Source organism: Neobacillus sp. DZ-9, assembly GCF_059587065.1.
This window is the reverse complement of sequence record NZ_JCAIOL010000002.1, coordinates 218,442-242,651: the sequence shown is the minus strand read 5'-3', so window position 1 is coordinate 242,651 and position 24,210 is coordinate 218,442. Positions and strand designations below refer to the sequence as shown.

Annotated in this window: 25 protein-coding genes and 1 riboswitch; of the genes, 11 read left to right on the top strand and 14 right to left on the bottom strand. The window is 38.2% G+C overall.

Annotated elements, in window-relative coordinates; genetic code table 11:
* Positions 1-26: 26 nt before the first annotated feature.
* Positions 27-788 (bottom strand): BsuPI-related putative proteinase inhibitor, encoded by a 762-nt coding sequence (locus tag AC59HZ_RS05665; protein ID WP_496544894.1) that lies wholly within the window; start codon positions 786-788, stop codon positions 27-29.
* An 18-nt stretch (positions 789-806) separates the two neighbouring features.
* Complete coding sequence (locus tag AC59HZ_RS05660) at positions 807-1,649, bottom strand: YitT family protein (protein WP_496544893.1); 843 nt, start codon at positions 1,647-1,649, stop codon at positions 807-809.
* A 109-nt stretch (positions 1,650-1,758) separates the two neighbouring features.
* Here AC59HZ_RS05660 and AC59HZ_RS05655 point away from each other — a divergent pair, with 109 nt between their 5' ends.
* On the top strand, positions 1,759-2,616 hold the full coding sequence (locus AC59HZ_RS05655) for a DegV family protein (protein WP_496544892.1): 858 nt from the start codon (positions 1,759-1,761) through the stop codon (positions 2,614-2,616).
* A 26-nt stretch (positions 2,617-2,642) separates the two neighbouring features.
* Here the strand turns inward: AC59HZ_RS05655 and AC59HZ_RS05650 are convergent, their stop codons facing one another.
* Entirely contained in the window at positions 2,643-2,774 is a 132-nt protein-coding gene (locus AC59HZ_RS05650) for a DUF3941 domain-containing protein (RefSeq protein ID WP_430065002.1), read from the bottom strand.
* A 72-nt stretch (positions 2,775-2,846) separates the two neighbouring features.
* Positions 2,847-3,710 (bottom strand): CvfB family protein, encoded by an 864-nt coding sequence (locus tag AC59HZ_RS05645; protein ID WP_496544891.1) that lies wholly within the window; start codon positions 3,708-3,710, stop codon positions 2,847-2,849.
* 137 nt (positions 3,711-3,847) lie between these two features.
* Here AC59HZ_RS05645 and AC59HZ_RS05640 point away from each other — a divergent pair, with 137 nt between their 5' ends.
* Positions 3,848-4,339, top strand: a complete 492-nt coding sequence (locus tag AC59HZ_RS05640; protein ID WP_496544890.1) for a YajQ family cyclic di-GMP-binding protein — start codon at positions 3,848-3,850, stop codon at positions 4,337-4,339.
* A gap of 104 nt (positions 4,340-4,443) precedes the next feature.
* The gene (locus AC59HZ_RS05635; RefSeq protein ID WP_496544889.1) at positions 4,444-5,316 is read left to right on the top strand and encodes an SDR family oxidoreductase; all 873 of its coding nucleotides are present in this window, start codon (positions 4,444-4,446) and stop codon (positions 5,314-5,316) included.
* A gap of 36 nt (positions 5,317-5,352) precedes the next feature.
* On the opposite strand, the gene AC59HZ_RS05630 is transcribed toward AC59HZ_RS05635, so the two are convergent.
* Together AC59HZ_RS05630 and asnB are read right to left on the bottom strand one after the other, a co-directional pair.
* Complete coding sequence (locus AC59HZ_RS05630) at positions 5,353-6,870, bottom strand: alpha-amylase family glycosyl hydrolase (protein WP_496544888.1); 1,518 nt, start codon at positions 6,868-6,870, stop codon at positions 5,353-5,355.
* A gap of 104 nt (positions 6,871-6,974) precedes the next feature.
* Positions 6,975-8,822: an asparagine synthase (glutamine-hydrolyzing) gene (asnB, locus tag AC59HZ_RS05625; RefSeq protein ID WP_496544887.1), complete on the bottom strand. Its 1,848-nt coding sequence runs from the start codon at positions 8,820-8,822 to the stop codon at positions 6,975-6,977.
* 221 nt (positions 8,823-9,043) lie between these two features.
* On the opposite strand from asnB, the gene AC59HZ_RS05620 reads away from it, so the two are divergent.
* On the top strand, positions 9,044-9,607 hold the full coding sequence (locus AC59HZ_RS05620) for a DUF2777 domain-containing protein (RefSeq protein WP_496544886.1): 564 nt from the start codon (positions 9,044-9,046) through the stop codon (positions 9,605-9,607).
* Between the two features lie 179 nt (positions 9,608-9,786).
* Here the strand turns inward: AC59HZ_RS05620 and AC59HZ_RS05615 are convergent, their stop codons facing one another.
* Positions 9,787-10,155: a YisL family protein gene (locus AC59HZ_RS05615; protein ID WP_496544885.1), complete on the bottom strand. Its 369-nt coding sequence runs from the start codon at positions 10,153-10,155 to the stop codon at positions 9,787-9,789.
* Positions 10,156-10,271: 116 nt separating this feature from the next.
* A complete protein-coding gene (locus AC59HZ_RS05610; RefSeq protein WP_496544884.1) occupies positions 10,272-10,709 on the bottom strand; it encodes an ATPase, T2SS/T4P/T4SS family in 438 nt (145 codons plus the stop codon).
* A 16-nt stretch (positions 10,710-10,725) separates the two neighbouring features.
* Positions 10,726-10,812, bottom strand: a riboswitch (cyclic di-GMP riboswitch).
* A 384-nt stretch (positions 10,813-11,196) separates the two neighbouring features.
* Between AC59HZ_RS05610 and AC59HZ_RS05605 the strand changes: the two genes are divergently transcribed.
* From AC59HZ_RS05605 to AC59HZ_RS05580, 6 genes are read left to right on the top strand one after another with little or no spacing between them, the layout of a single operon-like run.
* Positions 11,197-11,418, top strand: coding sequence for a spore germination protein (locus tag AC59HZ_RS05605; RefSeq protein WP_496544883.1), 222 nt, complete (start codon positions 11,197-11,199; stop codon positions 11,416-11,418).
* Positions 11,419-11,435: 17 nt separating this feature from the next.
* Positions 11,436-11,693, top strand: coding sequence for a spore germination protein GerPB (locus AC59HZ_RS05600; protein ID WP_496544882.1), 258 nt, complete (start codon positions 11,436-11,438; stop codon positions 11,691-11,693).
* 22 nt (positions 11,694-11,715) lie between these two features.
* A complete protein-coding gene (gene gerPC, locus AC59HZ_RS05595; protein WP_496544881.1) occupies positions 11,716-12,330 on the top strand; it encodes a spore germination protein GerPC in 615 nt (204 codons plus the stop codon).
* Complete coding sequence (locus AC59HZ_RS05590; RefSeq protein WP_430065025.1) at positions 12,327-12,533, top strand: spore germination protein GerPD; 207 nt, start codon at positions 12,327-12,329, stop codon at positions 12,531-12,533. Before gerPC ends, AC59HZ_RS05590 begins: the two co-directional genes overlap by 4 nt.
* Positions 12,514-12,900 (top strand): spore germination protein GerPE, encoded by a 387-nt coding sequence (locus tag AC59HZ_RS05585; protein ID WP_496544880.1) that lies wholly within the window; start codon positions 12,514-12,516, stop codon positions 12,898-12,900. The genes AC59HZ_RS05590 and AC59HZ_RS05585 overlap by 20 nt, the downstream gene beginning before the upstream one ends.
* Before the next feature lie 47 nt (positions 12,901-12,947).
* Entirely contained in the window at positions 12,948-13,166 is a 219-nt protein-coding gene (locus AC59HZ_RS05580; protein WP_430065029.1) for a spore germination protein, read from the top strand.
* 45 nt (positions 13,167-13,211) lie between these two features.
* Here AC59HZ_RS05580 and addA read toward each other — a convergent pair whose 3' ends face one another.
* The 5 genes from addA to AC59HZ_RS05555 form a co-directional block, all read right to left on the bottom strand.
* A complete protein-coding gene (addA, locus tag AC59HZ_RS05575) occupies positions 13,212-16,991 on the bottom strand; it encodes a helicase-exonuclease AddAB subunit AddA (protein ID WP_496544879.1) in 3,780 nt (1,259 codons plus the stop codon).
* The gene (gene addB, locus AC59HZ_RS05570) at positions 16,984-20,469 is read right to left on the bottom strand and encodes a helicase-exonuclease AddAB subunit AddB (RefSeq protein ID WP_496544878.1); all 3,486 of its coding nucleotides are present in this window, start codon (positions 20,467-20,469) and stop codon (positions 16,984-16,986) included. Before addB ends, addA begins: the two co-directional genes overlap by 8 nt.
* 226 nt (positions 20,470-20,695) lie before the next feature.
* A complete protein-coding gene (gene lepB / locus AC59HZ_RS05565) occupies positions 20,696-21,250 on the bottom strand; it encodes a signal peptidase I (RefSeq protein ID WP_496544877.1) in 555 nt (184 codons plus the stop codon).
* The gene (locus AC59HZ_RS05560) at positions 21,240-21,908 is read right to left on the bottom strand and encodes a TVP38/TMEM64 family protein (protein WP_496544876.1); all 669 of its coding nucleotides are present in this window, start codon (positions 21,906-21,908) and stop codon (positions 21,240-21,242) included. Before AC59HZ_RS05560 ends, lepB begins: the two co-directional genes overlap by 11 nt.
* 50 nt (positions 21,909-21,958) lie before the next feature.
* The gene (locus AC59HZ_RS05555; protein ID WP_496544875.1) at positions 21,959-22,900 is read right to left on the bottom strand and encodes an LCP family protein; all 942 of its coding nucleotides are present in this window, start codon (positions 22,898-22,900) and stop codon (positions 21,959-21,961) included.
* Between the two features lie 268 nt (positions 22,901-23,168).
* Here AC59HZ_RS05555 and AC59HZ_RS05550 point away from each other — a divergent pair, with 268 nt between their 5' ends.
* On the top strand, positions 23,169-23,534 hold the full coding sequence (locus AC59HZ_RS05550) for a YhjD family protein (RefSeq protein WP_496544874.1): 366 nt from the start codon (positions 23,169-23,171) through the stop codon (positions 23,532-23,534).
* A gap of 18 nt (positions 23,535-23,552) precedes the next feature.
* Here AC59HZ_RS05550 and AC59HZ_RS05545 read toward each other — a convergent pair whose 3' ends face one another.
* Complete coding sequence (locus AC59HZ_RS05545; protein WP_496544873.1) at positions 23,553-24,125, bottom strand: competence protein ComK; 573 nt, start codon at positions 24,123-24,125, stop codon at positions 23,553-23,555.
* Positions 24,126-24,210 lie beyond the last annotated feature (85 nt).

Below are 24,210 nucleotides of genomic sequence, written 5' to 3'. Positions count from 1 at the left end.
CTCCCCATTTTGAGCTTCCGCTTTTCTTATTGTGTAATTTCTAAAATTATTAGGTATTGGTTAATAATATTTCCATCTTTTTTTCGTTCATAAAGATTCAACATCAATGAACCATTAGCAGGAAGTTTATCGATTGGAAGTTGAATATGAAGCTTAAACGGCTCCCACTCTTCCTTTCCTGTTAAACCAATCTCTTTTTCCTTTATATACTCCTTATGGCCATCCTCAACCGAATAAAAGAAGCCCCTGTTTGCTGGTCTCACTTCTCCTGTAACAACATAATCCCCTTTGGTGCCTGACACTTTTACAAACCTAAATGCAGGGTTTTCTTCAGGAACCTTTAGCTTTTGACTATGGTATAGCTTCGCCCGATTTTTAATAGGTTCATCATTAAGACTTACGGGCTTGAGCAAGGCATTAACCGTATAAATACCTGAAGGTACCCTTTTACCCTTGAATTGATAGTTCCACTTCTCATATCTTTTTACCGTTTGATGCGGCTCTACAACAATGGTTTGAAATGCCTGAAGGAAATACTTCCCTTTTGAATAAACATACACTTCCGTTCCAGCTTGGTCAGTAATCGTTATTTCAATCATTTGCGAGGTAGGAAATTCAAAATGGAGCGGTATGTCTCCTTCATTTTTGATGACTATTTCAAATAAAACATTTTCAGGGCCTGCGATTGGTATAAGATAAAATGAATAATTGAAATCATTCACCCCGTTCGCATTCGTATTCATTGCTAATGAAAAGAAAAGCAGGATTATACATAAAAGAATTCGCATGTTGGGCTCCTTTTTCCTTTATTCTCTTCGAAAAAATCCGTATACCGCAGTTGTCTGAATGATATTAGTGAAAGCTTTGGGGTCAACATCCTTAATAATTCTTTCTAAATCAAACAGTTCATAGCGAGTAATAACAATCATCATGATTTCCCGAGTTTCATTTGAAAAGGCACCTTTCCCCTGAATCATGGTAATACCCCTTACAAGTTTGGCATGAATCGCTTTTTTCATTTCGTCTGCTTTTTTGGTAATGATAAAAGCTGTAAGCTTTGCATGCCGAGTATGGATAGCATCGACTACTCTTGTTGATGTGTATAAGAAAACAAGGGTATAAAGAGCTTTTTCGGCACCATAAAGAAATCCTGCCGTTACAATGATAATGCTATTTAACACAAACATATACGGTCCAATTGGTTTGTCTTTTAATCTTGATAAAACCATTGCTATGATATCGAGACCTCCAGTGGAAGCTCCCCATTTTAATGTTATACCAACACCTGCCGCTACGATGACACCGCCAAAAACGGCATTTAATAAAATATCGTGCGATACTTGTTTAACAGGTATTAGCTCTAAAAATAATGATGAAAGCGCAACACTAAGGAAGCTGTAAACAGTAAATGACCTTCCCACTTTCATCCATCCAAGAATTGCAACTGGAATATTCAATAACAAAAGTAATAATCCCATCGATACGTGGATAGGTGTATGATCACTTAATACCTTTGAAAGTAACTGAGCAATACCTGCCACCCCACTGGAGTATATATTCGCAGGTATAAGAAACAAATTCATTCCTAAAGCATATAAAAATGCCCCTGCAACGACAATGATGATTTTTTGAGTTTGGAGCCAAAGCAAGACAACGCCCTCCTTTATTGTTCACACATTACAATTTTGATAATTGTATTTTTAAGGTGAAACCGATAAACTGAAACTAAATATAATAGCTTGAAAGCAGGTGAGCTTCATGCAGGTAAAAATACTGGCTGACAGCGCATGCGATTTACCTCTAAGTTTCTACCAAGATAATAATGTCACATTAATTCCCTTGAAGGTCCATATTAATGATGAGGAATATGAAGATGTTAAATCGATTGACCCAAAAACTGTTTATGATGCCATTCGAAGAGGAGCGGTTCCCAAAACATCACAAGCCTCTCCCCTAATGTTTGAGGAGATTTTTACCCAAATGGCAGAAAATAATGAAGATGGAATTTACATAGCCTTTTCTTCCGAATTGTCAGGAACATATTCCACCGCTGTTATGATTCTTGACCAAGTGAAAGAAAAATATCCAAATTTTAATTTAACGATAGTCGATACGAAATGTGCCTCGCTTGGACAGGGCTTAATCGTCAAGGAAGCAACAAAACTAGCTGCTGAAAATGCATCCAAAGAAAGCATTTTAAAAGAAGTTCAGTTTAGAAGTCAGCATATGGAGCATCTTTTTACTGTTGAAGATTTGGATTATTTGGCAAAGGGAGGCCGAGTCTCTAAAGCATCAGCCTTTCTCGGTGGATTACTGAATATTAAGCCTATACTAAATGTAGAGGACGGAAAACTTGTTCCGATTGAAAAATTACGAGGTAAGAAAAAAGTATTTCGACGTTTAATTGAGATCATGGAAGAACGCGGTTCGAACATGCAGGAACAAATTATCGGGATCAGTCACGCTGATAATGAAGAAACTGCCTTAGAAGTAAAAACTATGATTGAGGAAGCATTCCATCCAAAAGAAGTTTACATTTCTTCAATAGGTTCAGCTATAGGAGCTCATACTGGTGCAGGTACTATTGCCATATTCTTTTTAAACCAACTATCATAAAAAAACAGAGCAGAATCGCTCTGTTTTTATTTATGATCTGTCGTTTTCGAGTATTGATTTTTCCCGGCCTGGCGGTTTTTTTCGCGCATCATATTTTTTTCATGATGAAGTGCATTATTATCCTTTGCTTTTTTATCATTATCTGATGTATGCGGCATCTTTTCCATACCCCTTTCAAATTACTTCACCTGTAGTTTCTGTTAATTTGAAAAAGATATGTAATCGACTTATTATTCTTTCTTGGCGTATGTCCAGGTGCCTTCCTGATATACCCTGCCCTCTTTCAATAACTTTCCCAGCGCCCGTTTGAATGCACCCTTACTTAATTGAAAACGTTCTTGTATATCTTCCGGCATACTTTTATCGTTGTAGGGCATTGCTCCATTTCTGCTCATCAAGTATTCATAAATCCTTTCCGCATCTAAGTCCTGCGATTCTTCTTTTCTGGCAAGTAAAGAAACGTTAATCGTTCCGTCTTCCTTAATATCGATGATTCGCCCTTCTACTTTTTCACCTAAACGCGGCTCCTGATTTCGCTGCGACTCATGAATAAATCCTTTGAAGCCTTCCAATGTGTAGACCCAGCTTCCAACTTTCGCTGTCCGGTAAATGTGACCCTGTATATTTTTGTTAAAATCATTTCTCGTTGCTTTTGCCGATATAGATTGAATAACCTGATCACTTGCAAGCTTTGCATACAAAAGGAAATTTCGTGTAACTCTTAAGGTGATATAGACTAAATCTCCTACCTTTGGCCATACCGATCTATATGAAGGGAGATCATCTCTTCCCAGCAGGATATCCTTTTGAAGACCAATGTTAAGGAAAACGCCAAGATCGGTGTTGATATCCGTTACCTTAACCCATGCATATTTGCCAACAGCGATTTCCGGAATGTTTGTTGAAGCAGAAATTCTTCCTGCTGCGTCAACGTAAAGAAAAACCTCAACTTGATCCCCTTCTTCAAATTCTTGATGCGCTTCATTTTTATGTAATAACACATCTTCAGTTCCATCAGTTAAAAAATAACCAAATGCAGCCTGTCTAGCTACGGATAATGTTGTTGTTTGACCAATTAGTTCATTTAATGACATATATTACTCCCCTTTTCTTTTTGGAGCTTTTATTTAAGTTGTAATAACCTGCTATATTTTACTATAATGTAGCCATAAAGGGAAACTTTTGCAGGGAAACATTTTTACATAAATGTTAAATAAATGGAGGTTTTGTAATGTCTAAAGACAGCTCATTTGATATTGTATCCAAAGTTGAATTTTCTGAAGTTACCAATGCCATTACGCAAACGATGAAGGAAATTGGCACCCGCTACGATTTTAAAGGCAGCAAGAGTGAGGTTTCGCTCGACAAAGAAGAACTTGTTCTTGTTTCCGATGATGAATATAAAATGGATCAGTTGAAAGATGTTTTACTTGGAAAATTAATTAAAAGAGGTGTTCCAGTAAGAAATCTAGATTACGGGAAAATCGAAAAAGCTTCAGGAGGCACAGTCCGCCAAAGAGCCAAGCTAGTTCAGGGCATTGACAAAGAAAATGCCAAAAAGATTAATACCATCATTAAAAATAGTGGAGTTAAGGTAAAAAGTCAGGTTCAAGATGACCAGATACGTGTAAGCGGCAAAAACCGTGACGATCTACAAAAAATAATTTCCTTGGTTCGTGAAGCAGATCTAACTGTGGATGTTCAATTTATCAATTACCGTTAAAATCATGGCGGAAGGATTTTTATCCTGACGCCTTTTTTATTGTATTCATCTTAAGCTTTTCTCGAAAACTAACAGGTGAAATGATCACTTGGAGGTTTTTACACATGAGCAACAAGCAAAATCAACAAAAAGTCATCTTCCCGCCTCAACATCAGAATCATCAGCCAGGGATTGAAAGCATAATGGATCCATTGCCAGTTTCGATTGATCCCAATTTTAAGCCAGGTGGGAAGTTAGCAGGAAAAGCAGCGATAATTACCGGCGGTGACAGCGGCATTGGGAAATCTGTGGCCATATATTTTGCAAAAGAAGGCGCTGATGTCGCAATTGTTTACTTGGAAGAGCATGGGGATGCTGAAGAAACAAAGCAGTTAATTGAAGCGGAAGGCCGACGCTGTCTCCTTTACGCAGGAGATATCGGCAATGAAGATTTTTGTAAGGATATCGTTCATAAAATCATTTCTGAATTTGGTAAGCTGGACATTCTCGTTAACAACGCGGCAGAGCAGCATCCGCAAAAAAGCTTGCTGAATATTACTTCTACTCAATTAGAAAAAACGTTCCGGACAAATATTTTCTCTTACTTTTACATGACGAAAATGGCTCTGCCTTATTTAAAGAATGGGGCATCGATTATCAATACCGCTTCCATAACTGCCTACGAAGGGAATGAACAATTGCTTGATTACTCTGCTACTAAAGGTGCCATTGTTACCTTTACGCGCTCACTAGCAAAATCGCTTGCACCTCAAGGAATACGTGTAAACGGCGTTGCACCCGGACCAATCTGGACGCCGCTAATTCCCTCCACCTTTCCTGCCGACCAAGTCGCAACCTTTGGTTCGACGACTCCAATGGGAAGGGCAGGGCAGCCTTGCGAACTTGCACCCAGCTATGTTTTCCTGGCATCAGACGACTCTTCCTATGTTAGCGGTCAAATGATACACGTAAATGGTGGAACAATTGTAAATGGGTAAGAAAAACGCATCGGGAGTAAAGCCCCCGATGCGTTTTTAATTCGTTCTTCTTCTTCTTTTAAGAATTAAAATAAGAAATAAGAAAACCAATAAGTAAACGACTATTAACGATGCAATATGAGGAATATTGAGTCCGCTTTTCTTTGTCAATACATATATTTCTGATACATCCCGATCGATAATTAGATTATATTGATTATCATGGCTTCGAACAAGGTCTCCTCCAAGTAAGCCACGCAGCTCTTTCCCGCCTTCAAGCTGTTTTTTTGTCAATGTAACCTTTTGGGATTTTCGTGTATTATTGATTGCAATAATTGAGGTTTCCCCTTTGTAGACACGCTTATAAACAGACATCCCATCCCGGTTATAGAGCATCTCCATTGTTCCTCTTGTTAATGATGGCAGCTGATTTCTTAATTCACCCAGCTTTGTAATATAGTCGATTAGCTCTTTTTCCGCTCTAAAACTCATTTGCCGGCGATTATCCGGAATTTCTCCACCATTTAAAGCAATTTCGGTACCATAATAGACATTCGGAATTCCTGGCGTGGTATAGAGATAGGTCAAAGCCGTTTTCCAGCGCGATCCTGGGAACTGTTTCTGGTCCACGATGTCACTCGTAAATCTGACGGTGAATTCATTATCAAAAAATGTTCCATTTTGAAAAGCTGGTTTACCGTTTTTAGTATTCGATGAGACTGAATGTAAGGATTGATTCGTATTCGCAAAGGCTTTGCGTAAAGACTCACTTTGATTATAATCAAACAAGCTATCGATACCAGCGCTTTGGAATTTATTCATATCAATTGAAGTATTTTCTGCCGGAATGCCTAGTAAGAAGAAGTCCTTTTTATCTTTTTTAACTTCTGTTGAAAAATCCTTCCAAAAGCTTAATGGAACATGATTTACTTCTGGCAGACCAAAACCGTCCACTTCTGTTTTTTTAATCCACCATTTAGCCGCATCAATTAAATATTTTTTTACTTCAGGATTATCTTGATTTAGGTCAGGCAAACCATTTACCCACCCATTTTCAATTTGCTCCTGATTATTCCAATCGGCAATTTCCTGTTTTGGGTGAAACCAATCCTGCTTGGTTTGGTCGTTTACCCATGGGTTCGATGCCGCAACATTATTAGTGACAAAATCAAGAATCACCTTCATTTTCCGATTGTGAGCTTCACTAACAAGCTTTTGGAATGTTTGCAACGTACCAAAATGCTCGTCCACTTTATAAAAATCATTTACCCAATAGCCATGGTATCCATTCTTGGCATTGTCAAAGATAGGGGTTATACGTATGGCGGTAAAGCCCATATCCTGTATGTAATCCAATTTATCGATTATACCTTGAATATCACCGCCGTTAAAGGTTAACGGGTCATTAGTATTTGTATCAATATCATTGCTTGAATCACCGTCATTAAAGCGGTCGACCATGATTGAATATACCGTTTCATCCTGCCATAAGCGTTTTTCTTTTTGTACCTTAGCACTAACCGGAACGGAAGAAAATAAAAAAATGGTGATTAAAATGAGTGTCAATCTTTTCATAAATAATATCCTCCTCATAAAAAAGAGGGGGGAGTGTTCCCCACCCTACACTCATTTTAATCGAATAAAGGTTTTATTCCAAATTTAATCTATTATTTATTGTTTTAATTCACTATATTGATATTGTAATCTTTAAACCATGTGTGCAGCTGCACAAGGTAGGCCAATAATTGTGGTCCTGTCATCAACTGGCCAAACCATGGTTCTTGAAAGGATTTCCCTCCAGAATCAACAATTGCCTCAAGCTTCTCCTTATTAAAGAATTCATGTAAGGCTGAGGATTTATCCAGCAGCACATTTTTTAAGATTTTCTGGACTGCTATTGTATACTGTGGGTTATGTGTTTTTGGGTAAGGACTTTTTTTCCGGTATAGAACTTCTTCAGGAAGGATTCCTTCAAATGCCTTTCGTAACAGTCCTTTTTCTCTTCCCCGATACATTTTCATCTCCCATGGGATATTCCAAACATATTCGACCACCCTGTGGTCTGCAAATGGGACTCTGACTTCAAGACTTGCCCCCATACTCATCCGGTCTTTCCTGTCGAGCAGGGTGGTCATAAACCATGTCATATTTATATAGAATAATTCTCGGCGTTTGGCTTCTTCTGAGCTCTCCCCTTCTAATTTTGGAGTTTCCGCAATCGCCTTTCGATATTGCTCCAAACAATATTCCTGTAATTGTAATTTTTCCTGCCAATGAGGCTTTAATAAATTTTCCCGCTCTGACACTGAACGCATCCATGGGAAACCAGGCCGCTCCAAGTCCTGTTTACGATGAAACCATGGGTAACCCCCAAAAATTTCATCAGCACATTCTCCTGATAGACTTACAACAAAGTCTTTTTTGATTTCTTTACAAAACCAGAGCAGTGAGGAATCAATGTCTGCCATCCCTGGTAAGTCTCTGACATGAACCGCTTCGATTAAATCACTAACTAACTGCTGCTGGGAAATGACCTTGTTATGGTGCTTAGTTCGAAAAATGTCTGTCATCATTTGAATATATTTCCCGTCCGAATCCGGCTGAAACTCATTGGATGAAAAATATTGGTCATTTCCTTCATAGTCAATCGAATAAGTATGAAGCTTCCCTTTATTTTGATCTGCGAAGCCTTTAGCAGCAATGGCAGTAATAATACTTGAATCCAGACCTCCTGATAATAAGGTACATAAAGGTACATCGGATACAAGCTGCCTGGTCACAGCATCACTTACTAAAAAACGTACCTTTTCTGCCGTTTCCTGTGTATTATCCTTATGTTCTTCGCTTTTTACATTCCAGTAGCGCCAGATCTTTAAGCCCTTTTTAGAAAAAGTTAACGCATGTGCGGGCCTAAGTTCCTGAATTCCTTTAAACACACCTGATCCAGGTGATCTTGATGGACCTGCTCCAAAAATCTCGGCAAGCCCTTCTTGGGTTACCTCGGTTTTCATTTCCGGGTGAGCCAGGATTGCCTTAATTTCCGAAGCAAATAAAAGTCCTTTATGATGTTCCGTGAAAAATAACGGTTTTACACCTAATCTATCTCGTCCAATAAAGAGTTGTTCGTTTTTACTGTCCCAGATTGCAAAGGCGTAGATTCCATTTAGATAATTTACACACTCTTCCGCCCATTCTATATAGGCAGTTAACAGAACTTCTGTATCAGAATGACCTTTAAAGGAATATCCTTTAGTAAGGAGAATTTTGCGGATATCTTCAGTGTTATATAATTCCCCATTATAACAAATGGTGAATTTTGCGCTTTCCTTTTGTTTGGACATGGGCTGCCTGCCCCCTTCAGGGTCGACAACAATAAGACGTTTATGCCCAAAGCCTACATGTGTCTCAGTCCAGATGTTCGTTTCATCAGGGCCTCTCTTTGCCAGGGTTTTGGTCATTTTTTCAATTATATCTGTTTGGTTTCTTACGTCCATACCATAATTAATCCATCCAGTAATTCCACACATGTACGTATCTCCTTTCTGTCAATCAAACTACTGTACATCCAATTTATGGTTTATTGTATTCAGCCCATTATTTTTGGTTAATTGTCCATTATCAGAATCACATATTTGGTATACCAAAAGGGGTTTAAATATTAATACTTAATTAAAAAAATTACCTTGTTATAAAATTTCAGGAAGATGTCTAAAAAGGAAGATGAAAGCATCTGGTACGGAGGTTAATAATGAATCGACAACAACGAATGAATCTATATGATCTTCAACAAAGAGCCTATACCGAGGGAACAGTCGAACAAATTAATGATCAGTGGATATTTTTTGATGAGGAGACGGAAGAAGCTGCTATGCTAGAGGATTATCTACAGCAGGAAATTGAAGTTTTCCGGATGAATCGATGGAAAAAAGGGATTTTGTATGAATCGGGGAAAATTCGAATCGGGAAAGAAGCGACCATGCTTCGGGACCATGACTTGGTGAGAATCCGGAAGCATTTAGTTTACTCTCTTGAAAGGCTTTTAGAAGGGGTTAATGATGACGCCTTCTTCCAATTTGTTACCACTCTAAACTCGTTAAACTTTTCCATTTACGATTGTATTTATTGCTACAATCATCTCTCATTTATATCGGATGAACACCGTAAAGATGGCGTAAATTTTATGGTTTTTGATAATCAAGAGCAAATTTGCAATGTTCAGCATCATTTTTTCTACTTTGAAAAGGTCAACGACCGCTTCGAATTCACTTTAAATACCGGAAAAAGACTTATCATCGAAAAAATGATTTCATGAAACAAAAAGGCAGGGATTGTCCCAGCCTTTTTTAGTTTCCAAATTGATTGTCTCTGCTATCTGGCCTCTTGAAAGGGTAATATGTTAATAATATTATAATAAATTAATGCGGTGAACTATTAAAGAAAGTGAATAAAATAAAAAGCTGTCTTTTTAGACAGCCTTTACTTACACAAATATTATGGATTTAAAAAGGACATTGGCAGTTGAACAAAGCCTAAATATAATACTAGCAAAAATGCCACTACAAACTGAATCCAAAATGCCGAAACTCTCCTTTGGCTAGCAACTCTGCCAAGAATCATTTCAAATAAACCAATTACCCAAAGACCAGCGACTGCTTTTAACCAATACATTGGTGTAATATTTCCAACCCCATTTAATTTGGCTAGAAGCCCAATTCCTGTTGCTATAATGAGTAAGAACAATACCCTTAAAATCATTCGAACGATTTTAGCACCTTTTGCTTTTCCTCCTTTAAGTAAGGAAAGAGCCACGAAAAATAATATTAGAGCTAAAACCCATGAAGTAATATGAGCGTGAATCATTGAATTGCCTCCTTATGTATGTTCATTTCATTTATTCCGAAACTATCATACCATAGAGAGTTCCAAAAATCGAAAAAAGTATGTTCTAAATAAAGATAATTAATATGAAATTGTTACTAACTCATGTCAGAAATTTTTTTGAGTTTTTTTATTGTTATCATTGGCCCGTTTGAAACAATTGGTGGAATCATAGCAATAACATGTCCCTCATTCGGCAGCATAAAATCAATAACAGGTGAACTTTCGTCGATTTTTCTTCCGAAAGTGGTGCCAATTTTTTTTATTACGCTTAATAAATGATCGTTATTACGGAATTGAATAGGAGTTAATAATATTTTACCATTCCGTTCACAGTACACTTCGTTTGGTCCATTCACCAAAACGTCTGTAACATCCGTATCCAATAAAAGTGATTTAATTGGCCCAAATGCATGAAAAGGCGTTAGCATCTTGAGCTTTGGAGTAGATGATTGATTTCCAGAGGAAGAAATCTCTTTTTTCAATCCTCCATCGGTTTGATTACTTTGTTCTTGAATGCGTAGTAATAGACCCATTCAGTCGACCTCCTCCTTCGGTAACTGGCTGGCATAGTGCTGATGCACTTTAGCCCCTTTAGCTTTGCGTCACTGATTTTCATCAGTTTTGCCTTTATCGAGAATCAGTAAATTTATTTTCGACTGTTCTCATTATCATCATAGTAGAAATTCACCTCTTATAATATCATACTAATCTATCATTTATAACCTTAAACAATAGTCAATTTGACTCATTTTATTATTTTTTGATAAGGCTATTTTCGCAAAGATGGTTGTTTTTCGTAAAAGTTCATCAACCCGTATAACAAGATTCTTCATGGCATCTTTTCGTAAGGACATTTGGGAAAATTGCCTACCAACTTAGTAAAAGCCCTAAATTAAGCCCCAAAAGCAACATAGTTTACGAAAAGAGCCTTTGATAAAAAACTTTATTTGGGCGAATGAATCACATTACACCCGCCCAATCATAGAATGTAAAGATATTAATAAAAAAAGGGTGTTGAACATGCCAGCAATTGTTGGAGTTGCACAGGTCATAACACTTGGAAGCAGCTCTGTTTTCCATATTGGAGATGTCTATAAAATCATGCCATTTTCTGCAGCCAAAACATTCTCTGGTGCAGGTTCTTTTAATACAGGCGAAATATTAGATGTAAATAACCGATTAAGTACAACAAATACCTATGATCCAGATTCGATTGACCAGCCAATTTCCTTTAACCTGTAAGAATTGGGGGGATATTGATGAATTTTTATATTCAGCAGAATATCCAGATTAATTTTATCAAAATTGGCGGTATTACCAATTCCTCCGTTCTGCAAATAGGGAGTGCCGGAATTATTAAATCAGCAGCTTATTTATCTAATACAGGAGGATTCACCAAACCAGCACCGCCCACTATAAAACCTGGTGAAATTACAAGTGGGGTACCATCCTCACAATTATTACTGGCTCCCTCTGTGCCGCTGCAAGCACCAGTACGGTTAGGAAGTATTGAATAAGGAGTTATAGCGAGGTGATTTAATGTATCAAGATTATTACCAATATCTTCAATGGTTGCAAAAATGTATTCAGGCTCAAGAAAATCGAATCACGGCATTAGAACAAACGATTCAAATGATGCGGGATGAAATAAAAAAATTAAATGAAAAACAATCCATCCATGTCGATAAAATTGAATATAAATTCGATCAATTAAAGGTAGAAACTCTCGAAGGTACATTAAACATTGGCTTAAATCCTAATGATTTAGCGGGAATTGAGGACTTTGCTGTTCAAAATCAATCCTTAAACACTCCATTATCTCCACAATCAAAAATGCAGAGGTCCATTAAAATTGAGGAAGCTATTTATCAATATTTGGAGTTGGATTTACCACAAATAATTGAAAATACTCAAAATAAATTAGCCATCCCACCAAATGAATCCTATTTTTCCTTTATCAAAGAAGATATTTTAAAACAACTTCCTAACAGGATAGATTATCATTTAAAAAATATGAGGTCGAAAGAGAACTCTGAAAATAATCAGTTACACGACGAACAAATCATTGAATTATTAAAGCAGGAGATCCAAAACGGGGTATTTATTTTTCTAAGTAATATCCCAGAAAATGTGAAAGGAATGAAAAACGAATGATATTTGAAGTCTATAACCGGAATCTTTGTGTCGGAGACATTAAAATTACCGGCGTCTCCAGTTCCTCGTTAGTCATGGTAGGTGATACCGAGACCATCCAGTTAGCATCTGCATTTGACACACCGGCAGAATCCTTAATCATTGGACCTTTTGTTCCATTGGCGGCGGATGTGACACCTGGCTATGCTACAGCGACTATCTAGTGTTGATCACCTTAAAGTAATGATTGCATCTTTCTCCTCAATTCTTCAGCTTGGCGATTCCTGTATTATTAATGGATTTTCCCGCGCTCTTGCTGTTCAAAGGGAAGCTGAAATATTTTTTGGAAATGAGGGCAATATGTCTTCCTATAGTGTATCTACCAAACCTATTCCATTCCTGCCAATAAATGAAGCACTTTACTTTACCGCCTATAATACCAATCCTCTGATAAAAGTTCAAAACATGGATATAATCGGTTTTTCTAGTTCATCCATTTTACATGTTGGCAATACTAAAAATGTATCATTGGAGGCCAGGGTTAAACACATACGACATGAACTTCTGTTTGGCCATGAACAGGATATATGAAATACGCATATGTTATCTTATATCTTAATTAAAAAAGGATGTTTATCATGCCAGCCATTATTGGCCCAGTCCAAATTGTGAATGTCGCCGGCGGAATTGTACAATTCGGGGACACCGTCTACATTTCACCTAAATCCGGTTCCAAAACCGCAGCCGGCTCAGGGGCATTTAATACTGGTGGAATCATTATAACCAATAACGGGCTTAGTGGTACTAATGTACTTGATACCAATTTAATTGACCAGCCAATTGCGGGGAATAATTAAAAAATGACATAAACCAATACATTGGTCTATGTCATTTTTTGTATTTTAATCAAGTCTTAAAATATGAGCCCCGTCGAAGAAAAATAAATACCTCTGCGAAACCTTTCTTCGCCAAATTTGCTCAATAGCTTTTGAATAAATGTCAATTTGCAGTCTGTATCTTTTTTCAAGAATTGGTTTAGCCTGGTCAAACCCGCCTTTATATCTGTCAATAATTCCATCGGATTTATAGTCAATTAAGATTAGACCATGCTCATCTTCAAGGATGCAGTCAATAATCCCTTGGACAAACACTGATTCATTCTCGTCCTTCCAATCTGAATAAACTTCATGTGCTGGCAGTGAAAGTGTAAACGGAATTTCTCTATATATAGACTTAGCAGAAAAATATTTTTGTCCCAACTCTGTTTTAAAAAATTGACAAATTAAATTGGTGTCGATAATTCCCGCTTGCTCCTCCGTTAATAATTCATTTTGAACCATCCAGACTAGTTGATTGTGAACGGACTCATTCGTTATAGGCTTTGTCAAATCCACGTGCTGCATCACCATGTGCATGGCAGTACCGCGCTCAGCAGGACTCAATGACTTTTCCTGCATAAATTTAGGCCGTTTTAAAATTGGCTTTTTAATCCGGCGAACAAGGTCTGTACCACTTTGCTCGTCAGCAATCTCCCGCTGGCGTTTCATTTCAGAGACGGTTTGCTTAGAGCGATGAGATGACGCATTTGGGTATAAATATTCCCACGACAGTCTTGAATTAATTTCTTCTGAATAAGCAGATGTTACCGGAACGACATTTCCGTTTTGAACCAATTCTAAGTAATGGTCCTCTTCCATTTCCAAAGTTACTTCCTGTTTTCTTATATCTTCCGCAGACATGATGGAAATTTTCCAACAGGAGGGATGATGTGTAATTTCCTCCGGTATAAACCCATTTGCCTCAGCAGCAGGGTTTAACATCTTGCTGTTCTGATGACGGATAAGCGCCGGCCCTATCCAGTCAATATAACTCGTGCTGCTTGCGCGCTCATAATCATTTAACAGCCATTCTTGATTCGAGGACATGTCTATCCATTGCTCAATCTTTTTTATCGCTTCCTTTAATGTGGCTGTCATGTAAAGCTTCTCCTTCGCCCTTGTCATGGCCACATATAACACCCGCATTTCTTCTGCAAGCATTTCCATTTTCTTTTTTCGCTTAAAGGCAATTTGCGGCAGGGACGGATAGGAAATTCTTTTTTCAGCATTGACATACTTTGCGGCAAATCCGAATTCCTTATCTAGCATATATGGTTTTCGTATATCCATCATATTAAAGTTTCTCGCCATACCAGCCATAAAAACAATCGGAAATTCCAATCCTTTACTGCTGTGAATCGTCATGATCCTCACAACATCCTCCTGCTCCCCAAGTGCTCTTGCTGCTCCGAGGTCATCCCCTCTTTCCATCATTCGTTCTACGAATCGTAAAAAGCGGAACAATCCGCGAAAGGAGGTTTGTTCATAACCTCGCGCCCTATCATAAAAGGCCCGCAAATTCGCCTGCCTTTGTTTTCCGCCGGGGAGGCCCCCGACAAAATCATAAAACTGTGTGTCCCGATAAAGCTGCCAGATTAATTCGGAAAGCGAGCCTTGACGTGCTAATTCCCGCCAAACTTTTAAGGAGTCATAAAACAGACGCACTTTTTCATAAAAAGCTTCATTACTTTCAGTTTCCCTACTCCGGCAAAAAGCAGAAACAGCTTCCCAAAAAGATCCCCTTTTCTGATGAATACGAATCTTTGATAACTCTTCTTCATTTATACCAACGATTGGCGAACGCAGTACCGACGCTAAAGGAATGTCCTGGTAAGGATTATCAATAACCCGGAGCAGCGAAAGCATTATTGCCACTTCGGTAGCTTCAAAATAGCCAGTGGATAAATTGGCGTAAATTGGAATTCCTTGTTGCTTGAATTCCTCCATAATCTGAGGTGCCCACGTCATGGAACGGAGGAGAATGACGATATCCCGATACATTATAGGCCGTTCCGATTTCGTTTTTGTATTATAAACTGGTGCTCCTTCTGCAACTAATTCCTTTATTTTGGCGGCGATTACTCTCGCTTCCATCTGAGACTGTTCAAGATCTGCCTGATCAAATTCAGGCGCCACATCATTGGACTCAACTTCGCCGTCTGAAGTCGATTCGGTTGTTTCTGCTGTTTGGTCAATCATCATAACCTCTACGGGATAGGGAACTTCCTCGGGATACGGTGCACCATTTTTCAATTCTGCAGCTTCGTCATAAGCAATTTCCCCGACCTTAACACCCATAATTTGTTTAAACAAATAATTGGTGGCATCGAGGACCTCTTTTCGGCTGCGGAAATTCTGGGCTAAATCGATTCTAAGACCTGTCGAGTCACCATCAAGGCGGAAACGATTATATTTTCCTAAAAACAGATTTGGCTCGGCTAAGCGAAATCGGTAAATCGATTGCTTAACATCCCCGACCATAAATAGGTTGCCGTTTGCCTCCTCCGGCTTTGCTACCAGCTTTAAAATCGTTTCCTGCACCATATTCGTGTCCTGATATTCGTCACAATAGACCTCTTTAAAATGATTTCGAAAAGCGAGGGCTGCTTCTGAGGGGAAAAATTCTCCTTCTGGCGAAATTTGACCAGTTAAAATATCTAGGCAATAATGCTCCAAATCCGCATAATCCACAAGACCTTTCACTTTTTTTGCTTTTTCAAACCGTACGGAAAATTCTTTAACGAGATGGACAAGTGTTTCAATTAGAGGCAGCATTTCCTCCATATCATGTAAAAAACTTTCCGGCCTCCGGGAAAAGAGCTCTTCTTTAATATCTTGAATTTTCTTCTTTGCCTTTTCCCTTAGCTTTTGTGCCTTTTCTGTCATACTTTCATCATATTCGCCTTTTTTCAGCCTTTTGGCAGTAGAAAATGACCAGTTCTGCATTGCCTGATATAGAACTGCCCATGAATCTTGTTTAGCTAAAATAAGGGTATCAATGACCTGTAAATCATCAATAAAATTTTCCGCCCTCGGGGAGGGACCTCCTGGCAGCTTTGTTAGTTCCAATCCCTTTTTAATCATTTCCTTGGCTGCCTCTAACTGTAATTCAATATCAAAAAGGAGCGCATGGGTAAAAGGAAGTTCTTCAATATTGGTAATCCCGCCTACATCATACATAGAAACAATCCCATGTAAATATTCATCAGGGAGAGGATTGGACCGGGCAAAATCATAAATGGACCGAACAATATCCATTAATGCCGAATCACTCCGATCATTCGTGAATGAATCGACCAATTTAAAAAATACCTCATTCTCCCCTTTTCCATATTCTTCTTCAAACAACTCGTCCATTACTTCATCCCTGATTAATTGCGCTTCAGTTTCATCCGCGATTCTAAATCCTGGGTCAACATCGATTAAATAATAATATTTCCGGATTACCTCCATGCAAAAAGAATGAAGTGTTGAAATGGATGCTTTATTCAGCAAACTAAGCTGTTTTCTTAAGTGGCGGGAGCTTGCATCTGCATCGAGTGCTCTTTCTAATGCTTCGCCAATCCGGTGTCGCATCTCAGCTGCAGAAGCATTGGTAAATGTCACGACTAATAATTCATCAACATCAATTGGATTGTCTTCCGAAAGAATTTTTCGAATGATTCTCTCGACTAAAACAGCAGTTTTTCCTGACCCTGCCGCTGCGGCGACAAGAATATCTTTATCTCTCGCCATTATTGCTTTCCACTGATCATCAGTCCATGTCACGTTTTCCGGTTTTGGCGGTATAATAAAATTACTCATTTGAATCAGCCTCCTTCCGTATTAACCCCAATACCTCTTCCTTCGAATATGGTGTTAGAATCCTGTATTGATTGTTTTCAATCGATTCATCAAATTGACATACTGATTTATAGACGCAAAATGTACAAGGTGTTTTATCCTTCAGTTTGTATGGTGTGATGCCAATCTCGCCATCGATAATGGCATTTCCTGTTTTTTGATATAACTTACGGATATGGTTTTTGAGATTGTTGAATTCATTTAAACTGGCAACCTTAGATTTTTTGGACAAATTGCCGTCCTTCTTAATGCCAGCAGCAATTATTTGCGAGTCGCCGGATTCAAGGGATTGGTCCATCATGCGGATGACATTTTGATCACTTAGCATTAACCCATTCATTTTAAATTTTTTCATGATTTGATTTTCAATTTCATCAATTGTCAGCATTTTGGTAGTATAAATGAATGGATTATGAACATGAAAATAGAGAACTCCAGCGGGACTTGCTTGCATCTCTACCAACTCTTTTGAATGAGTCATAACAATATCAAGATAGGTTAACATTTGCAGGGCAAGACCATAATACACTTCCGTTAAATTGACATCCTTTTCGCTGGATTTGTAATCAATCACTCGTAAAAATACCTGGTCATCTTCACCTTTCGATTGGTCAACTCGGTCAATCCTACCTGCTAACTCCATCTTTTTTCCATTTTTCAAAGTGAAGGACAACGGTGGCAGCTTGCCATTCGGACCAAAAGCTAATTCCAAACCGATTGGCGAGAATCCACTCACCTTTGCATGCTCGCTTAAAACAAGAGAGGCACGAGTAATAATTTGCTCCAATTTTCGCTTGATATAAAGATGGCGCTCCGAGCTGAGAAGGATTTCATTTTGAAGCTTAGGTGCCAATGTCTTAACTGCTTCTTTTGAAAGTTCCTCACATTGCTGACGCGTTAACTGCGCCCATGTTAAATTTTGTTCATTGACGATATCCGCAATCTGCTTTAAAGCAGCATGAAATAATTCCCCAATGTCTGGTGCCTCTAAACGGAATACCTGCCGCTCACGAAGTTTTAGTCCATGCTGGGCGAAATGTGAGAAAGCACAACCATTATAAAGTTCCATTCTGGAAACACTTGCCTGAATTGCTTCACCATAAAGTTCATCGGCTACTTCTTTCGAAAGTTTCACAGTCTGATTGGCGTAAAAAAGACTTGAGAATACTTTAAAAGCCTGTCCCTTCCACTTGCTCGTCATGTAAAAGTTATAAACATCCCACCATAAATCAGAAATCGGATAATGACGTTTGTTCAATTGCAGCTGGGAATTAAGATAGGATAAGGCAGTTGTTACATTAGATACAAAGCCTAATTGCCCTTCTACCATTAATTCAGCAGGGTCTGTAACATAGAAATCCTCTCGGACGTCAGGAAACATATCTTTTATTCTTTTAATATACGAAGAGGGAAGCAAAGCTTTTCCTTCATCATTTGCTAATGGATAGCTAATGTATAGAATTTCGGAGGGTGCTGTAAAAGCTTTATAAGCTAAGAAGTTCTCATCCAGCAGCCGTGTCCGGCTGCTAGGAGCCACCTTAATTCCTGCGTTAAATAGCATTTCTCTATCTTCGTCTGCTAAAATTCCATCAGCAGAAATTTTACCAGGTAAGACGCCTTCATTAACACCCACTACAAAAGCCACCTTGATTTCAGTCAGGCGTGATTTCTCCAAATCTCCAATTATTACTTGGTCGAGTGCAGGTGGAATTAGAGAAAAACGCATCGATTCAAAACCCGTTTCTAAAATGGAAGCAAACGCTTTTAAAGAAACAGGCTCTTCTCCCAATATTTCAACATATTGGTCAAGTAAATCAATTACAGAATTCCATACCTGTTCGTGTTCTCTTGCTCTAACTAAATTCCCTTGCTCTTCAGCTGCTATTTTCCAGTTTTCCAGCTTCGCAGGAATATCTAACTCCTCTAAAAATAAATAAACGGCTTCACATAGCTTTCTTCCTGTATCTGCTTTTTTCAAACGGCGGGTAAGGCGCAGTATTGGAGCAGTTATCATAAGTTTTAACTCATTTAATTCCTGCTCCATTTCTTTTTCTGCATTTGTTTGAACATTCGTTTCCATTTCCAAAGCTCTAATTCGCCGATAACTCCATCGATCCTTTTTCGTCCACTTACTGCCGTTTATTCCATAAGCTAATACATAGTTTTCCAATTTATCAAGCTTCTCTCGCATTTTTGCGGGATTATCCTGCAAAGGGTAGATTAATTCGGTTTTTATTACCCTGAAAACAGACTCGTAGCGCCAAAAAGAATTAATGACTTCAAGGCTTGAACGAATGAGTTCAACTAGAGGGTGGTTTAGCATCGTCCTTTTTTGGTCGATAAAATAAGGAATCTGATAATCAGCGAAAACGGGTTCAACTGTCTCATGATAATCTGCACCATTTCTTATTAATACCGCAATATCTCGATAGCGGTAGCCCTTTGTTCGAACTAATTGGCGAATTTCTCTTGCAATTCCCTCTATTTCAGCGCGTCGATTTACTGCCTGAAAAATCGTAATCGTTGGTTCCCCATGAAAAGCTTCCGCTGGTCGGACATCAAATTTTTCCTCTAAATGAGCTAATGACTTCATTTGCCATTTTTTTTGCTCCTTTAGGACGATAGGTCGTTCGATTTCGATTCTGCTGGCTTTTGCTATTTCATAAATGGAAAAGCAGGCATCACTAGATAAACGGAACAATTCCAATTCGTCCGGCACAGAATCCAACAATATCCGATCGGTTGTCAAGGCGACCGAAACGCGATTACAATGCTTCATTAATTCCTGAATAACCTGATATTCCTGTGGTGAAAAGTTATAAAAGCCGTCAATATAGATTTCAGCCTCTTTTAGATAATCTGAGGCTTGTACTTTCTCAGCAAGAAGTCGAAAATAATCTTCCGAATCAATGTACTTTCCAAAAACCTCGTCCTCAAATTTATGATAAATAAGCTCTAAATCATTCAACTTATCCTGCAGGGCTTTTGAGGACCCTTCGGACTTTAGTGAATCTTGAATAAGCTCTTCTGGCCGAATACAATAACGCTTAAATTCTGTAATCATTTGTTCTAACTGCTGGACAAAGCCACTCTTATCTGCAGCCCGGTGGAACAATCTTAATTGATCCTTTTGTTCTTCAATTATTTTCCGGATTAGCATACTCATCCCGACACTACTTAGATGAACCCGGCTTATTCCGCCGGTCTCTTGGAGTATGCGCCATGCCAAGCGGGAAAAACTAAACACCTGGGCCCGGATCATTCCGCTAATCTCTGGATTAACGGCCAAACGGTATTCAGACAAAAAGGTCATCTGTTCTGGGACAATATAAATAATGGGATTCCCCTTCGGGTCTTCCAATAGTTGATTATGAATTTCGTCAAAAAACATCGTCGTTTTTCCGCTTCCTGATCGCCCAATTACCATTCTTAATGACATGTATTAACCTCTCCTTCCCTATCCCTTCAAAAACTCTGTATCTTCCATTCTAACATAATATGAGTACAAACGTTTGGTTTGCTGCAGACAGATTCATACCAAAATTGGTAATAAAAAAACACGATTGCAAAATCGTGTTTTCTTTCTTAATATATTTATCTGTTGATTTCCGCTCCAGGCGCTAGCTTTCCTCTCTAATCAACCAAGTTATTCGATTAATATTTACTTAAAAATGCACGTCCATTTCGTTTAACGGCCAGTAGCGGAGATCCACCTTACCGACAACCTGATGTGCAGAAATAAAACCAAAATGTCGGCTGTCCCAGCTGCCTAATCGGTTGTCCCCTAGTACAAATAATTTTCCGTTAGGCACCGATTCTACACCGGTAATTTCTTTTAAATTGAAATCGCCTGTTATTTTCACACCGGGTGATTTTTGTTTATACACATTCAAAAATGACTCATCATACTTATGCCCGTTAATGTATAGGGTATCATCACGGTATTCAATTTTATCGCCTGGCAATCCAATAATTCGTTTCACAAAATCTTCTTTTTCATTTGCGTGAAAAACAATCACGTCAAAACGATGTAATTCTCCGACTTGGTATCCAAGCTTGTTCACTACCAGCTTATTACCGTCCTGAAGAGTTGGCATCATAGACTCGCCTTCGACTACATAATTTGAAAAGAAAAAAGTTCGAATAAAAGCAAAAATGATGATTCCAATGGCAAAAGCCTTCACCCATTCCATTCCTTCTTGTTTCCATTCAATCTTCACCGACATTCCTCCTCCGTTTCTCCTGTTCTTTCATTCTATCTATTTCACCAGTATGGACATTTTCTAAAGGTTTATTCAATCTAATCTCGATTCGTTTACCTACATACCACAGGATGAAAATAACAATTAATACAATAACCGATCGATACGGCTGAGTTATCAAGGAATGAATGTCATAACCCACAAAGCTTAGAGTGAATATCATCACCAGTTTTCCAATACATACCGCAAGCATGTATTGAGCAATGCTGATTTTCGAAAGTCCGGCGACAATATTCACGACAGCCGAGGGTGTAAAGGGAAAACATAGTAATATGAAGAGAGGACCGAAGCCATGCCTGTCAACCCAGTCCATCAATTTACGAACCTTCGGGTGATTAGGTAAAAAAGATAATAGCCTTTTTTGCCCATATCTTCGGATTAAAGAAAATACCAGTAATGCGCCAATGCAAGCACCAAGCCAAGAATATAAAAAACCCAGCCAAAGCCCAAAAGCACTGGCATTAGCCATTACAAACAAAAATAGAGGGAGAAACGGCAAAAAGGCTTCAATAACAATAAGCAAAATGACAGGAATGGGACCAAGGGCTCGGTATTCCTGGATAAGATTCATCAAATTCTCAATGGTAAACCATGCTCTAATCGATTCGAAATCCATCCGCTTCTCCTTATTCTTGTTGTGTATTATTTAAGATAGTCTTTTAGGGCTTATTTTGTAATAAATTGTTGAAGCGCTTCTTTATTTTTTTCGACATCAATATCTAATACCGCTCCCTCTCCCTCTATACGTGGTTCCGTAAAACTATTTTCGACAGGAATTCTTAATGTCTCTACATTTCCTCTTTTATCGGAAAAGAAATCTTTTGCCATAAAAATCATGTCCGAAGTTTTCATATTTGTATTAACATACGGAGCAACGACTCCAACTAATTTTGGGAGTTTTGTAATGGTTTGGAATCCGCTTAGTTGGTCTCTAATTGCTTTTACTGCTTTTTGCTGCCGCTCTACTCGCCCAAAATCCCCCATGGCATCATGGCGAAAACGAACATACCCCAGCATCTGTGTGCCATTTAATCGTTGTAGACCAGGCTCTAAGGTCATGTAAATATTCTTCTCCATTTTTTTCTCTACATCAATTTCTACCCCATTAGGGAAAGCTTCATCAATGAGCTGCACAAAGCCTTGAAAATCAACAATCGCATAATATTGCAAGTCAATATCAAAATTTTGTTTGATTGTTTGTCTCATTAATTCAGGACCTCCACGGGCAAAGGCAGAATTTATTTTATGCTTTCCATGGTCCGGAATCTCCACATAACTGTCACGCATAATCGAGGTAAGCTTAAAGGTACCTTTATCTTCGTTATAATGAGCAATCATAATCGTATCTGCCCTGGCTTTTTCTTTTCCCCGTGCATCACTTCCAAGCAATAAGATATTGGTGTCGCCATACTGATCCTTCTTGCCTTCAAATGTATAAACAACCTTCGTTTCCTTCTGGTCTTTATTTATTTTTTTTAAAGATTGATTAACTCCTTGCTCAAATTGATAATAAGCATATCCTGCCACACCGCCAATTAATAATAAGAATATAAGCAAAATGGACGTCCATCTTCTCTTTTTCTTTTTTTGATGTTTTTCAGACCTCACTGTAATCACCTATCTCGTCCATGTATTTTCTGTTCATCTATCTAAAGTTTTATTTTCTTTTTCAAGGTTTCTTCTTTAATTCATTTTCCCCTATCAGATATCCTTCTATTAATAAAAACTTTCTCACGAAAATGAGAAAATTTGCAATAAAAAAACTCGCTTTTAAGCGAGTTTTCTAAAAAGGAATGCAGTATTGCTTTTAATGAAGCTTTTATGTAAAATAAAACAAGAACATTTGTTCTCTATAGGTAGAAAGGTGCGGTGGTAAATGACCAGGATTCCAGAGAATGATCGCGACATCATGGAAAAAGCCATCTATTTACCGATGGTTTTAATCGTCTTAAATCGGGACCTAGAAGTTGTGGAAAAAAGCCCCTTCAAATTAAAAAAACCTTATTTGAATTTAATTGAGGAAACAATGAAAGAAATCCAGAGGGAACTCTCTGAGGTAAAACAATATATGAAAAAGAACAAACTTCAGGTAATTGAAACAAAACGGGACGATGCCTTTACAATGTTCATGTTTATTTATAAAGGATATGAAGAAAACCATAATTATTTTAATCCTAGAATTCGCAATAAAGTTCAAGAATTAATGGAGCTATATTTATTAAAAAAACACCTGTCCCGTTAGAGGATAATATTAACCGGTTTACTCCTCGCCCTTCGAGAATTCACCAGCATATTCATGGGTACTTTCTGAGGCTTGTAACGTCTTCGGAACGTGCAGTAAGTAAGTTAACTTTCTCCCCTTATGGTCAATTCTTTGTAAAATAGTTGATTTTAATAATGCCGTTCTTAATAATTGAGTTTCAATTGTAGAGGATGAAACAGGAAAAAGATAAGATTGTTTATTATGGAAAGTTATCATCGTTTGGTTTGCCCCTGCTCGACGGTAGTCATTAATATGCTCTTGTGAGAGCCAAATACATTCAGGGTTGCTAGGTGAGGCAGTTGGGAAAAAGAAAATGTGATTTGCCGGTTCAATGGCAATTGGGTTTTTGCGATTATAACCAGTTAATTTTCGCGTTCCCCTTTTCCGGCTTTCGTAATCGACGCCAAAGTAATCACAGCTATTTTTTATTATATCCAATGGTTTAAACGGAGACAGGAAACGATCCTCAACTTCATAAATCTGGGAATAAATTTTACTTCCATAAACGACAGGCTTCAAAAACATGGTGCATGAATTAATCTCATATTCATCAATTTTCTGCTCTTTCAATCCATTCCACTCCTTTTCATACTCCTAATTCCACCATATCTTATCATTTTTATTTTTCCAATTCCTCTACTTTTCTGAATTGTTA